The 13,596-nt window shown below is 68.7% G+C and carries 13 protein-coding genes; 7 read left to right on the top strand and 6 right to left on the bottom strand.

The features are described from left to right. Positions 1 to 49 precede the first annotated feature (49 nt). From eat to AC3WQM_RS09650, 4 genes are read left to right on the top strand one after another with little or no spacing between them, the layout of a single operon-like run. Complete coding sequence (eat, locus tag AC3WQM_RS09665; protein WP_492678279.1) at positions 50 to 1,456, top strand: ethanolamine permease; 1,407 nt, start codon at positions 50 to 52, stop codon at positions 1,454 to 1,456. A gap of 18 nt (positions 1,457 to 1,474) precedes the next feature. Then, on the top strand, positions 1,475 to 2,869 hold the full coding sequence (locus tag AC3WQM_RS09660; protein ID WP_492678277.1) for an ethanolamine ammonia-lyase subunit EutB: 1,395 nt from the start codon (positions 1,475 to 1,477) through the stop codon (positions 2,867 to 2,869). After that, entirely contained in the window at positions 2,866 to 3,681 is an 816-nt protein-coding gene (eutC, locus tag AC3WQM_RS09655) for an ethanolamine ammonia-lyase subunit EutC (protein ID WP_492678275.1), read from the top strand. Before AC3WQM_RS09660 ends, eutC begins: the two co-directional genes overlap by 4 nt. Beyond that, entirely contained in the window at positions 3,678 to 4,259 is a 582-nt protein-coding gene (locus tag AC3WQM_RS09650) for a peroxidase-related enzyme (RefSeq protein WP_099796473.1), read from the top strand. The genes eutC and AC3WQM_RS09650 overlap by 4 nt, the downstream gene beginning before the upstream one ends. Before the next feature lie 18 nt (positions 4,260 to 4,277). Here the strand turns inward: AC3WQM_RS09650 and AC3WQM_RS09645 are convergent, their stop codons facing one another. The 3 genes from AC3WQM_RS09645 to AC3WQM_RS09635 form a co-directional block, all read right to left on the bottom strand. Further along, the gene (locus AC3WQM_RS09645; protein ID WP_492678273.1) at positions 4,278 to 6,041 is read right to left on the bottom strand and encodes a phosphoethanolamine transferase; all 1,764 of its coding nucleotides are present in this window, start codon (positions 6,039 to 6,041) and stop codon (positions 4,278 to 4,280) included. A gap of 68 nt (positions 6,042 to 6,109) precedes the next feature. Further along, positions 6,110 to 6,688, bottom strand: a complete 579-nt coding sequence (locus tag AC3WQM_RS09640) for a phosphatase PAP2 family protein (RefSeq protein ID WP_492678271.1) — start codon at positions 6,686 to 6,688, stop codon at positions 6,110 to 6,112. Further along, on the bottom strand, positions 6,675 to 7,382 hold the full coding sequence (locus tag AC3WQM_RS09635) for a phosphatase PAP2 family protein (protein ID WP_492678269.1): 708 nt from the start codon (positions 7,380 to 7,382) through the stop codon (positions 6,675 to 6,677). Before AC3WQM_RS09635 ends, AC3WQM_RS09640 begins: the two co-directional genes overlap by 14 nt. Positions 7,383 to 7,529: 147 nt before the next feature. On the opposite strand from AC3WQM_RS09635, the gene AC3WQM_RS09630 reads away from it, so the two are divergent. Next, a complete protein-coding gene (locus AC3WQM_RS09630) occupies positions 7,530 to 8,204 on the top strand; it encodes a response regulator (RefSeq protein ID WP_062474437.1) in 675 nt (224 codons plus the stop codon). Continuing rightward, the gene (locus AC3WQM_RS09625) at positions 8,201 to 9,559 is read left to right on the top strand and encodes a sensor histidine kinase (protein ID WP_492678267.1); all 1,359 of its coding nucleotides are present in this window, start codon (positions 8,201 to 8,203) and stop codon (positions 9,557 to 9,559) included. Before AC3WQM_RS09630 ends, AC3WQM_RS09625 begins: the two co-directional genes overlap by 4 nt. Before the next feature lie 22 nt (positions 9,560 to 9,581). Here the strand turns inward: AC3WQM_RS09625 and AC3WQM_RS09620 are convergent, their stop codons facing one another. From AC3WQM_RS09620 to AC3WQM_RS09610, 3 genes are all read right to left on the bottom strand, one after another. Next, entirely contained in the window at positions 9,582 to 10,004 is a 423-nt protein-coding gene (locus AC3WQM_RS09620; RefSeq protein WP_492678265.1) for an acyl-CoA thioesterase, read from the bottom strand. Next, entirely contained in the window at positions 10,001 to 10,837 is an 837-nt protein-coding gene (locus AC3WQM_RS09615) for a DMT family transporter (RefSeq protein ID WP_492678263.1), read from the bottom strand. Before AC3WQM_RS09615 ends, AC3WQM_RS09620 begins: the two co-directional genes overlap by 4 nt. Before the next feature lie 77 nt (positions 10,838 to 10,914). After that, on the bottom strand, positions 10,915 to 11,697 hold the full coding sequence (locus AC3WQM_RS09610; protein WP_492678261.1) for an SDR family oxidoreductase: 783 nt from the start codon (positions 11,695 to 11,697) through the stop codon (positions 10,915 to 10,917). Between the two features lie 151 nt (positions 11,698 to 11,848). Between AC3WQM_RS09610 and AC3WQM_RS09605 the strand changes: the two genes are divergently transcribed. Next, the gene (locus tag AC3WQM_RS09605; RefSeq protein ID WP_492678259.1) at positions 11,849 to 13,552 is read left to right on the top strand and encodes an electron transfer flavoprotein-ubiquinone oxidoreductase; all 1,704 of its coding nucleotides are present in this window, start codon (positions 11,849 to 11,851) and stop codon (positions 13,550 to 13,552) included. Positions 13,553 to 13,596 lie beyond the last annotated feature (44 nt).

Genomic DNA, 13,596 nt, shown 5'->3' with positions numbered 1-13,596 from the left:
TGCTTTGGGACGGGTGCACTGTCACCATCCGCCCAGAGAGGAAGCCCCCATGCGCGCCAACGACGCTTCGCCGGCCCCCGCCGTCGGCACCGGCCATCTCAAGAAAGTCCTCGGTCCCGTCCAGTTGTGGGGCATCGCCGTCGGCCTCGTCATTTCGGGTGAGTACTTTGGTTGGAGCTACGGCTGGAACACGGCCGGCACGCTCGGCTTCCTGGTCGCCACGGTGCTGGTGGCGACGATGTACACGACCTTCATCTTCAGCTTCACCGAGCTCTCGACCGCCATCCCGCATGCGGGCGGCCCCTTCGCCTATGCGCGGCGCGCCTTCGGGCCGCGCGGCGGTTTCGTGGCGGGTTTTGCGACGCTGATCGAATTCGTCTTCGCGCCGCCTGCCATCGCGCTGGCGATCGGCGCCTACCTCAACGTGCAGTTCCCGGGCATCAACCCGAAGTGGTTCGCGGTCGGGGCCTACGTGGTCTTCATCGGGCTGAACTGGATCGGCATCGGCATCGCGGCGGCGTTCGAGCTGTTCGTCACGGTGCTCGCGATCTTCGAACTGCTGGTGTTCATGGGCGTGGTCGCGCCGGGCTGGTCGATGGCCAATTTCGTCGCCAACGGATGGGCGGGCGGCAACGTGCTGAACGGCGCGGCGGTGTCGGGCATCTTCGCGTCGATCCCGTTCGCGATCTGGTTCTTCCTGGCCATCGAGGGCGCAGCCATGGCGGCCGAAGAGGCGCGCGATCCGCACCGCACGATTCCGCTGGCCTACACCACCGGCATCGTCACGCTGGTGCTGCTGGCCTTCGGCGTGATGATCTTCGCGGGCGGCGTGGGCGACTGGCGCCAGCTCGCGAACATCAACGACCCGCTGCCGCAAGCGATGAAGGCGGTGGTGGGCGCCAACAGCGGCTGGCTGCACATGCTGGTGTGGATCGGCCTGTTCGGACTCATCGCCTCGTTCCACGGCATCCTCATGGGCTACTCGCGCCAGATCTTCGCGCTTGCCCGCGCCGGCTACCTGCCGAGCTACTTCGCCGGCCTGAGCCCGCGCTTCGACACGCCGCACCGCGCGCTGCTGGCCGGTGGCGTGATCGGCATCGCTGCCATCTTCAGCGACGAGTGGGTGCAGTTCGGCGGCCAGACGCTCACGGCCAACATCGTCACCATGGCCGTGTTGGGCGCGATCGTGATGTACCTGATCTCGATGGCCGCGCTGTTCAAGTTGCGGCGCACCGAACCCGACCTGCTGCGCACCTACCGCGCGCCCTTCTACCCCGTGTTCCCGGCCGTCGCACTCGGCCTCGGCCTGGTGTGCTTGGGCGCGATGGTCTGGTTCAACACCATGCTGACGGTGCTCTTCCTCCTGCTGATGGCGGCCGCCTACGGCTACTTCCTGCTCACCTCGGCGCAGCGCGACGCCGCCGCGCCGGACGAGATGCTGTCGTCCACGCCCTGAAAAAGATCCAACGACACGATGCGCTACCGCACCACCATCGCCGGCCAGGTGTTCACCTTCGACGATCTGCGACAGGTGCTCGCCTGCGCCAGCCCCGCGCGCTCGGGCGACTACCTCGCGGGCCTCGGCGCGGCGACCGCGCAGCAGCGCATGGCCGCGCGCCACGTGCTCGCCGACACGCCGCTCAAGCAGTTCCTCACCGAGGCGCTGATTCCCTACGAGCAGGACAACATCACGCGGCTCATCATCGACACGCACGATGCGCAGGCCTTCGCACCGGTCGCGCACCTCACGGTCGGCGACTTCCGCAACTGGCTGCTGTCGGAACAAGCCACCACCGAGGCACTCGCCGCGCTGGCACCGGGCCTCACGCCCGAGATGGTCGCGGCCGTGTCCAAGCTCATGCGCAACCAGGACCTGGTCGCGGTCGCGAAGAAGTGCCACGTCGTCACGCGCTTTCGCGACACCATCGGCCTGCCCGGGCACCTGGCCGTGCGCCTGCAACCCAACCACCCTACCGACGACCTGCGCGGCGTGGCCGCCTCCACGCTCGACGGCCTGCTCTACGGCGCGGGCGACGCGGTGATCGGCATCAACCCCGTGTCCGACAGCCTGCCGGTGCTCGGGCGCCTGCTGCACATGCTCGACGAGGTGATCCAGCGCTTCGAGATTCCCACGCAAAGCTGCGTGCTCACGCACGTGACCAACACGCTGAAGCTCGCCGAGGCCGGCGCACCGGTCGATCTCGTGTTCCAGTCGATCGCCGGCACCGAGCAGGCCAATCTGTCGTTCGGCGTGACACCCGCGCTGCTCGACGAGGCGCACGCCGCCGCGCAATCGCTCGCGCGCGGCACCGTGGGCAACAACCTCATGTACTTCGAGACCGGCCAGGGCAGCGCGCTCTCGGCCAACGCCCACTTCGGCGTCGACCAGCAGACCTGCGAGGTGCGCGCCTATGCGCTCGCACGGCGCTACCAGCCGCTGCTCATCAACACCGTGGTCGGCTTCATCGGCCCCGAGTACCTGTACGACGGCAAGCAGATCATCCGGGCCGGGCTCGAAGACCACTTCAGCGGCAAGCTGATGGGCCTGCCTATCGGCTGCGACATCTGCTACACCAACCACGCCGAAGCCGACCAGGACGACATGGACACGCTGCTCGTGCTGCTGGGCACGGCGGGGATCAACTTCATCATGGGCATCCCGGGCGCGGACGACGTGATGCTCAACTACCAGAGCACCTCGTTCCACGACGCCCTCTTCCTGCGCGAGACACTCGGCCTGAAGCGCGCGCCCGAGTTCGAGGCCTGGCTGCAGCGCATGCAGATCACCGACACCACCGGGCGGCTTGCACCGCCCTCGGCCAACCGGCTGCTGAGCGACATGGGCGGGCTGTCCGCGCTGGCGCCATGAGCGATTCGCCCATCACCCCCAACCCCTGGGCGCAATGGCGCGCCGCCACGCCCGCGCGGCTCGCACTGGGCCGCGCCGGTGCCGGCATGCCCACCGACGAAACGCTGCGCTTCGGCTGGGCCCACGCGATGGCGCGCGACGCGATCCATGCGGCGCTCGATGTCGACGCACTCGATGCCGCACTGCGCGCCGACCGATGGGACGTGAGCCGCGTGCACAGCCGCGCCCCCGACCGCACCACCTACCTGCGCCGCCCCGACCTGGGCCGCCAGCTCGACGCCGAAGACGCCGCGCGCCTGCGCGACGATCGGCCTGCAGGCGGCTGCGACGTCTGTCTCGTGATCGGCGACGGCCTCTCCTCGCTCGCCGTCGCTCGCCACGCCGTGCCGCTGCTCGCGGCGCTGCGCCCACAATTGCCGCCCGGCACGCGCCTGTCGCCCGTGTTCATCGCCACCCAGGCGCGCGTGGCGCTGGCCGACGAACTGGGCGAAGCGGTCGGTGCGGCGCTGTCGGTCATGCTGATCGGCGAGCGCCCGGGCCTGAGCTCGCCCGACAGCCTCGGCATCTACCTGACCCACTCGCCCCGCCGCGGTCGGCACGACGCCGAACGCAACTGCATCTCGAACGTACGGCCCGAGGGGCTGTCGTACGCGCAGGCGGCCTTCAAGCTTGCGTGGCTGGTGCGCGAATCGCTGCGCCGGGGGTTGAGCGGTGTGGGGCTCAAGGACGAGAGTGACTTGGCGGTGCTCGCTGCAGGCCCCGGCGCCGTTGCCTATGATCCCGGGACCGATCCCCAGGAGACAAGCAGATGACCGCCCCCCGCTACCCCCTCGCCGAACTGAAAGACCTGCCCGACGACATCCGCACCGCGATCCTTGCCGTGCAGGAAAAGGCCGGCTTCGTGCCCAACGTGTTCCTCGGCCTTGCGCGCCGCCCTGCCGAGTGGCGGGCCTTCTTCGCGTACCACGACGCGCTGATGCTCAAGGAAGAAGGCTCGCTCACCAAGGGCGACCGCGAGATGATCGTCACAGCCACCAGCGCGGTCAACCAATGCCTGTACTGCGTGGTGGCACACGGCGCGCTGCTGCGCATCTACGAGAAGAAACCGCTGGTGGCCGACCAGGTGGCGGTGAACTACCGCAAGGCCGACATCACGCAGCGCCAGCGCGCGATGCTCGACTTTGCGATGAAGGTCTGCGAACGCTCGCACGAGATCGACGACCGCGACTTCGGGCCGCTGCACGCGCACGGCTTCGACGACGAGGACATCTGGGACATCGCGGCCATCACCGCTTTCTTCGGCCTGAGCAACCGGCTGGCCAGCTTCAGCGGCATGCAGCCGAACCCGGAGTTCTTCCTGATGGGCCGGCTGCCGCGCGAGAAGAAGTAGGACGCTGCTGCGGGGGACTCAACCCTTGCCGCGGCAGGCGGCCAGCGCGTCGAGCGCGGGCTTGTAGGTGGGCGTGGTCACGTCCATGAGGCCCAGCACCGTGTGATAGAGGTTGTCGTGCGTGAGCGGCGCGTCCAGGCCCGCCTCCATGCACGAACGCGAGAGCTTGCGCCGCTCGCTCATGCCGTCGCCGAACCAGGTGACCATGGGCACGTGCTTTTGCGCATCGGGCGCGAAGCTGTAGGGCACGCCGTGCAGGAACAGCCCGTATTCGCCCAGCGACTCGCCGTGGTCGCTGATGTACAGCAGCGCCGGGTCGTACTGCTTGGACTGGGTCTGGAGCCAGTCGATGGTCTGGCCGAGGAAGTGGTCGGTCTGGGCGATCGAGTTATCGTAGACGTTCATCAGCTCGGCATGCGCGCACTCGGCCAGCGCGTTGGTCTTGCACTCCGGCGTGAAGCGCTTCAGCTCGGGCGACGACCGCTTGTAGTAGGCCGGGCCGTGGCTGCCCATCTGGTGCATGACGAGCACGACGCCCTTGGCGCGGCGTTCGGCGGGCAGCGCGGCGATGCGTTCATCCAGGCCCTTGAGCATCACGTTGTCGAGGCACTCGTCGCCGTCGCACAGCGCTTTCTTGGTGGCGACGTCGAGGCCGTCGAAGGCCGAGGCGTTCGGGATGCGCGCGCACACGCCCTTGCAGCCGGCCTGGTTGTCGAGCCAGAACACGGCCAGGCCCGAGGCCTGCAGCACGTCCATGAGGTTTTCGTATTCGTCCTTGCGCGACTCGTAGCCGTCCTTGCCCAGCGGCGAGAACATGCACGGCACCGAGGCCAGCGTGTTGGTGCCGCACGAGCGCACCTCGCGGTAGCTCAGCACCTTGCGCTTGGCCAGGTCGGGCGTGGTGTCGCGAGCGTAGCCGTTCAGGCCGAAGTGGTCGGCGCGCGCGGTCTCGCCCACCACCACGATGAACAGCGGCGGCCGCGCCTGACCCGCGTAGCTCGCGCCGAGCGCGGTGCCGGCGGTGATGGGAATCAGCTTGCTGCTGCGCTTGAACATCGGGCGCAGCACCACGGCGCTGGCCGAGTACAGGCTGGCGATCGGGTTCATCATGTAGCGCAGGTGCACGTTGTTGCGCATGAGCGGCGCGAGCTGGCGGTTCATGGCCACGGCCGTGCCCACGGCCACGATGGCGGCCAGCGCCAGCAGCAGCGCGTTGCGCCAGAAATGCGACAGCAGCCCCATCCGCACGATGCGCACGCGCCAGATCGCCCAAGCCGCGGGCAGCACGACCACGAGCACGTTGAAGGCCATGCGCCAGCTCAGCAGGTCGCGCGCTTCGTTGGGGTCGGTCTGGAACGCGTTCGCGATCATGCTCGGGTCCATCACCACGCGGTACTGGAGCATGTAGTGCTGCGCCACCGCGGCGATGACGACCACGGCCAGCCACAGCGGCTTCATCCAGCGCGACCAGGCGGTGAGCGACAGCATCGCGACGGTGCCGCAGAAGGTAAGCATCCCCAACCCGGCGACGGTCGGCATGTAGGTGCTGGGCGCGCCGCCCAGGCGGGCCAGGTCGTTCAGCAGCGGCCAGTTGGCCGTGAGGCCGAGGTACACGCTGAGCCAGACGATCACCTGCCGGGTCGAGCGGGGCCGCGTGATCCAGCGATCGAAGCGTGCCCACAAGGAGTCGGAAGTGCTGCGCGCGTCAGGAGACGCGGACGAGGAGTTTTCAGACAGGAGATGGCCCGGCACAGGCGCGGACTCTATACGCGAAAGAGACATGCGCCAAATGTAAAAAACGCATCTGAAGGGAGCCTGAACCGCCGCTCCCCCTCCGGCGAGAAATCGGCCTAGACGCCGCGCCGCGCACGCGCGCGCCAACGGGCCTGGCGAATCCGGCGCGAGGAGCGCGCGAACGGCCGGGTCGCGACGGCATGCGCCACGGCCATCGATACGAGCGCCCCGAGGATCGCGGCCCCGGCAATGTCGGACGGGAAGTGCAGGCCCAGGTAGAGCCGGCTCCAGCCCACCAGCGCCGCCACCGCAAGCGCGGCGCACGCCGGTGCGCGCCACGGCAGGCACCACAGCAGCGAGAAGGCCGCGGCAAAGGTGCCGGCCGCATGCAGGCTCGGAAAGCCCGGCCGCACGCCCTGCGGCACCCACTGGATGCCCAGGCCATAGAAGGCGGGGCGCGGAAACGGCAGCAGTGTGCGGAACACGTTCACCACCAGCCACACCACGAGCACGCTGACCAGCGCGGTGAAGAAGGCGTGGCGCCAGCGGCGATCGAAGGCGGCCGCCAGCGCGATCGACAGTGCCAGCAGCGTCGGCAGCACATTCGAGGCGAACACCGCGAACCGGATGCCCCACGCCGGCGCCGAGGCCGAGGCGTTGATCCAGCCGAACAGCGCGAAATCAAGGGCTTGCATGCAGCGGCGCGGTGCGCTCGATGGGAGGGACGGTCCGGCGGCGCGTTGCCACCAGATCGATGAGAAAGCCGACGCTCCAGCAGACCCAGGCGGTCCACAGCGTGTGACTCATGTAATGCGCGCCGCGCATCTGCTGCGCCACGCCGAGCACGAGGCCGGCGGCCAGCGCCACGCACAACCACACGACGGCCCCGCGCGGTGCCACGCGCCGCAGCACGAAGTACCCGCCGAGGTAGGCAAAGGCGGCCGAGGCATGGCCGGCCGGGAAGCAGCCGCCCGGCCCGCCGTCGTCCTGGCCCCAGGCCCAGTGCGACACGTAGCGCGCCGCGCCGCCGAACTCCTTCAGGTCCCAGGGGCAGCTGGTGTCGCTCGCATGCTTGATCAGGCTCACGGCCAGCACCGAGGCCAGCACCGTCAGTGCCAACTGCACGCGGGCGCCCGTGTCCAGGCGCCGCAGCACGCCCACGGGCCAGCGGATGGCAGCGAACAGGCCGAACACCAGCAGCCAGCTGAGGTTTCTCGCGCCCTCGTGCATCACGTGGACCAGAAAGGGGTTCTCGCGCCAGGGAAAGCCCATCGGCGTGCCGGCCAGGCGGGCCAGCGGCAGGTCGCCGCCAAGGGCGTCCCAGATCATCAGCAGGGCCAGGGCAAGCAAGGTCAGGGCTCCGAGACGGAGATTCGGGGTACGGGTCATGAAGAAGAAACAGGCCTCTGAACAGACTGGCGCGAGCCTACGCAGGCGGGATGAACCCAGTCTGAAGGGACCTGAACGATTCCTGACTCGGTTTTCCGGCCAGGGGGCGGCGCTATAGACTTCAAGTTTTTGTGTAAGGGCCACCGCGTGCGAATCTTGCTGGTCGAAGATGACAGTTCGTTGGCAGACGCGGTCTGCAGTTACCTGGTCGCCAAGGCGTTCGTCGTCGACGTGGCCCCCAGCCTGGCCGAGGCGCGCGGCGCTCTCCTTTCCGTTCAGTACGCGGCGGTGCTGCTCGACCTGCACCTGGGCGACGGCGACGGCCTCTCTTTGCTGCCGCAGGTGCGCGCGCTGCGCGAGCCGCCCATCGTCATCGTGCTCACGGCCCGCGACCAGGTCACCGACCGCATCCGCGGCCTCGATGCCGGCGCCGACGACTACCTCATCAAGCCCTACGACCCGGCCGAACTGCTGGCGCGGCTGCGCGCCGTGGAACGCCGGCGCAGCGCCAACACCTCGCCGGTGCTGCAGCTGGGCACGCTGGAGATCGACCTGGCCCACGACCGCGTGCGCAAGGACGGCGTGCCCGTCGTGCTCACGCAGAAGGAATGGGCCCTGCTGCGCGTGATGGCCACGCGACCCGAGCGCATCCACACGCGCGACAACCTGGCCGACGCGCTCTACGGTTTCGGCGACGAGGCCGACAGCAACACGCTCGAGGTGTTCATCAGCCGGCTGCGGCGCAAGCTCGGGCGCAGCCACATCCAGACGCTGCGCGGGCTGGGCTACCGGCTGTCGTTCTCGGCGGACGACGAGGAATGACCAGCGCCCTGCTGCGCGACCGCCGCGATTCGCTGGCCGGGCGCCTCACGCGCACGCTGATCCTGTGGGTCGGCGGCGTGTGGCTGCTGTGCGTGCTCGCCGTGGTCTGGTACGTGGACCGCGAGATCAACCACAACTTCGACAACGAGCTGGTGGAGGTGTCGCACCGCATGTTCGACATGGCGGTGCAGGAGCTCGAGAAGCTGCGCCTGCACCACGAGAACGGCAAGCAGGACACGCCGCTGATCGCGCCCAAGCAGCTGTTTTCCGAAGACGCCGTGATGTACCAGGTGGTCGACGTGCACGAGCATGTGCTGCTGCGCTCGGCCGAAGCCCCCGACGACGCCTTCGACGTGCCGCTGGCCGCCGGCTTCGCCAACAACCAGACCTGGCGCATCTACACCGTGCGCCACCCCACGCTGGGCCTGTACTTCCAGGTGGCCGACCCGCTGGACGAACGCCGCCGCGCGCTGAACCGCACGCTGTTCGGCCTGATCATTCCGCTCGGCGCGGTGCTGCCGCTGCTGGCGCTGGTGCTGCGCCGGGTCGCGCGCACCGAGCTGCGCGTGCTGCAGCAGCTGGCCGGCGAGATCGAGAAGCGCAACGGCGCCGACCTGCGCCCGATCACCCTGCCCGGCCTGCCGCAGGAGCTGCGCGCGGTGGGCGACCATGTCAACCGGCTGCTGCAACGGCTGTCGCAGTCGCTCGACGTGGAGCGCGCGCTGGCCGCCAATGCTGCGCACGAGCTGCGCACGCCGCTGGCCGCCGCGCGCTTGCGGCTGCAGACCGCGCTCGACCACGACCTGAAGCGCGCCGACGTCGAAGGCGCGCTGCAGGCGCTGCAGATGCTGAGCCACCGCGCCGAAAAGCTGCTGCAGCTGTCGCGCGCCGAATCGGGCGCCTCGCTCACGCGGGCGCGGGTCGACCTGGTGCAGCTGGCGGGCACGGTGGCGCAGGAGTTCTGGCAAGACCCGCACATCAACGAACGCCTGAAGCTCAAGGTGCCCGACAGCGCAGCGCCCGTGGCCTTCGGTGACGTCGACGCGCTGGCGATCGCGCTGCGCAACCTGGTGGAGAACGCGCTGCGCTACAGCGGCGACGGCCGCGTGACGATCGAGGTGGCGGCGCCCTGCGTGCTCGCGGTGCGCGATGCCGGTCCCGGTGTCAGCCCCGAACAGCTGCAGTCGCTGCACCACCGCCATGTGCGCCACGGCTCGGACCGCGCGGGCTACGGCCTGGGCATGTCGATCGTGAGCACCATCGTCGAGAAGCACAACGCGACGCTGGAACTGGCCTCACCGCCGCCCGGCATGGCGCGCGGCTTCGAGGCGCGCATCGTGCTGCGGCCGGCCTGAGCTTTTCCTCTCGCCGCCGTCTTCAGTCGCTGACGATCTCGCGCAGCCAGTCGGGCAGCGCCAGCGCCTTCTGCTTCGGAAAGTCGACCCAGATGGTGGTCGCACCGCCGGCCGCGCAGAGCACGTCGGGTGCGTCCTCGCGGACCATGGTGGCCCAGCTTTCGAAGGTCGTGCGCCCCGGGTCGCTCACGTACATCTGGATCCGCACGTTGCCCGGGTACTCGATCTGCCGATAGAAATTGCAGAAGGCGTTGACGATGACCATGCCCTCGCCGCCCGGCGTGGGCTCGATGCCGAGCGAGCGGATCCAGTCGATGCGCGCCGTTTCCAGGTAGCGAAAGTAGGTGCCGTTGTTCAGGTGGCCCATGGCGTCCATGTCGCCCCAGCGGATGGGGATCGACATCTCGTACACGAGCTTCTTCTTTTCGGGGATTTCGATTCTCATCGGTGGGCCTTGATGGATGCGAGGATGCCCAGGACGAACAGCGCCGCCGCCACCCATTCGGTGGCCTGCGGCCAGCGGCCGTCCCAGAGGAAGGAATAGAGCAAGGCGAACAGCGTCTCGCTCACGATGAGCTGGCCGCACAGGCTGGCCGAAAGGCGCTGGCTCGCGACGTTCCAGAGAATGGTCGCGAGCCACGACGAGCCGAAGCCGCTCGCCAGCGCGATCCAGATGAACAGCATGCCGTCGGGCTGCGACTGCAGCGTGGCGACATCGCTGCCCGCCACCGCCCACAGCAGCAACGCACCCAGGCCGGTGGCAATGCCGAGCCAGTTGGCCCAGTCGGCCGCATGCACCTCGCGGTGCCGTTGCAGCCAGGCGGCGTTGAGCAGGCCGTAGACCGTCCAGCTCACCATCGAACACAGCGCCAGCGCAATGCCCCAGCCGAAGCGCGCACCGCCGCCGCCACCGCCCGCGCCATGCTGCGCCGACCACGCACCCCAGATCATCAACGCGATGCCCGCGCCCGTGAGCAGCAGGCCGGGCAACAAGGCCCGCATGTGCAGGCCTGCGGGCCGGCCCAGCAGCATCATCCAGACGGGAATGGTGCCGATGATGAGGCTGGGCACCTCGGTGCCCGCCGCCGCGATGCCGAAGGCCAGCAACAGGTAATAGCCGCTGAAGCCCAGCACGCTCAGGCCGAGCGCCGCCAGTGCCTGCCGGCCCGTGGGCCAGCGCACGGCCGCGGGCCGCGCGAACACCGCCAGCGCAGACACCGCACCGAACACCGCGAAGCGCGCCGCCGTGATGTCGACCATGCCGAAGTGGCCGACCATGCGCGGCGCCACGAACACCAGGCCCCAGAGCGCGCCCGCACCCAGGCCGGCGGCAATGCCGATCCAGGCCCGGGGGCTCAGAGTGCGAACCCGTCGTCAGCCGCGATGACGGCGCCGTTCACGAAATGGCTCTCGCCACTGGCCAGCAGCACGATCAGGCCGTCGAGGTCTTCGGGCTTGCCCACGCGCTTGCGCGGCAGCATGTTGACCAGCTTGGCGCCGCCCTCGGTGCTCCAGTGTTCCTCATTGAGCTCGGTCGTGATGTAGCCCGGGCACAGCGCGTTCACGTTGATGCCGAAACGGCCCCACTCCAGCGCCATGGCCTTGGTCATCTGCACCACGGCGATCTTGCTCATGCAGTAGGTGCCGATCTGCGGCATGACCTTCAGCGCCGCCGCCGAGGCGATGTTGATGATGCGCCCGCCGATGTAGGTGCCCGGCGCCGTGCCCTGGGCGCGCGCCAGCATGCGCTTGCCGACCTCCTGCGCGACGAAGAAGGAGCCCTTCACGTTGGTGTCGAAGATGTAGTCGTAGTCGTCGGGCGTGACGTCCTGCAGGCGCTGCGTGGCGCTCACGCCCGAGTTGTTGACCAGGATGTCGATGGGCCCCACTTCGGTCTCGGCGCGCGCCACGGCGGCCTTGATGCTGCCGATGTCGGTCACGTCGAGCTCGACCACGTGGGCGTCATGGCCCTCGCCTTCGATGCGTGCGCGCAGTTCCTTGAGCTTCTCGACGCGGCGGCTGGCCAGCACCACGGCGGCGCCGGCACGGGCCAGTGTTTTCGCGAACTGGGCGCCCAGTCCGCTGGAGGCGCCGGTGACGAAAGCCACGCGGCCGGAGAGATCGATGCTGTAAGCCATGAGCTGAATCCTGTGGAGTCGCGCAGGTGACGCGCAGTACGGGCAAGGCGCCTCGCCCGCGGGCGACAAGGCCCCCGCCGGACGCCGCATAAAATGCCCGGCGAACCGGGACGCCCCCGCGCCTCTAAAAATCATTATCGACCCAACCCACATGACGCACGACGAAATCCTCGCCCAGTTCGGCCCTCGCGAAGCCATGGAATACGACGTGGTCGTGGTCGGCGGCGGCCCCGCCGGCCTCTCGACCGCGATCCGCCTCAAGCAGCTCGCCGCCCAGCAGGAGAAGGAAATCTCCGTCGTGGTGCTCGAGAAGGGTTCCGAGCCCGGCGCGCACATCCTGTCGGGCGCCATCATGGACCCGCGTGCGCTCAACGAACTGCTGCCCGACTGGCAGGAACTCGGCGCCCCGCTGAACCAGCCCGTGACCGACGACGCCATGGTGTTCCTGGGCGAAAAGTCGGGCCTGCGCACGCCCAACGCCTTCCTGCCGGCCTGCTTCCAGAACCACGGCAACTACATCATCAGCCTGGGCGCCTTCACCAAGTGGCTGGCGCAGCAGGCCGAGAACCTGGGCGTGGAAATCTTCCCGGGCTTCCCGGCCGCCGAAGTGCTCTACAACGAGAACGGCTCGGTGCGCGGCGTGGCCACCGGCAACATGGGCGTCGGCAAGGACGGCGAACCCACCGAGAACTTCCAGCTCGGCATGGAACTGCTGGGCAAGTACACGGTGTTCGCCGAAGGCGCGCGCGGCCACCTGGGCCGCCAGCTCATCGCCAGGTTCAAGCTCGACGAAGGCCGCGACCCGCAGACCTACGGCCTGGGCGTCAAGGAAGTCTGGGAAATCGATCCCAAGCGCCACCAGCCCGGCTTCGTGCTGCACACGGCCGGCTGGCCGATGGACAACAACACCTACGGCGGCGCGTTCCTCTATCACATGGAGGACAACAAGGTCACGATGGGCTTCATCACGGGCCTGGACTACAGCAACCCGTACCTGAGCCCGTTCGAGGAAATGCAGCGCTGGAAGCTGCACCCCAACATCCGCTGGTACCTCGAGGGCGACGAAGCCAAGGGCATCAAGCCCGCCAAGCGCATCGGCTACGGCGCGCGCGCCATCACGGCCGGCGGCCTGATGTCGCTGCCCAAGACGGTGTTCCCGGGCGGCGCGCTGGTCGGCTGCGAGGCCGGCTATCTGAACGTGAGCCGCATCAAGGGCAGCCACGCCGCCATCAAGACCGGCATGCTGTGCGCCGAAGCCGCCTTCGACGCCGTCATGGCCGGCCGCCAGCACGACGAACTCACGGCCTACCCGGCCGCGTTCGAGAAGAGCTGGCTCTACACCGAGCTGAACAAGGCGCGCAACTTCAAGGCCTGGTTCAAGAAGGGCCTGGGCATCGCCACGGTCATGAACGGCGTCGAGCAGTGGCTGCTCAAGGGCCACATCCCATGGACCCTGCGCCGCAACAAGCCCGACCACCAGTACCTGAAGCCGGCCGCCGAGTGCAAGCCCATCGTCTACCCGAAGCCGGACGGCAAGCTCACCTTCGACCGCCTCTCCAGCGTGTTCATCAGCAACACGAACCATGAAGAGCAGCAGCCCGCCCACCTGACGCTGAAAGACGCGTCGGTGCCGGTCAACGTCAACCTCGCCAAGTTCGCCGGCCCCGAAAGCCGCTACTGCCCGGCCGGCGTGTACGAGTTCGTGCCCGACGAAGCCAGCGCCGGCAAGGAGCGCCTGCAGATCAACGCGCAGAACTGCGTGCACTGCAAGACCTGCGACATCAAGGACCCAACGCAGAACATCGTCTGGGTCACACCTGAAGGCGGCGGCGGCCCGAACTACGTGGGCATGTAAGACGCCCCGTCCTCAAGACACCTCAAAAGCCCTCTTCGGAGGGC

It is taken from the genome of Variovorax sp. FW301-JW7 (assembly GCF_058788795.1).
This window is presented reverse-complemented; position numbering and strand designations above follow the sequence as displayed.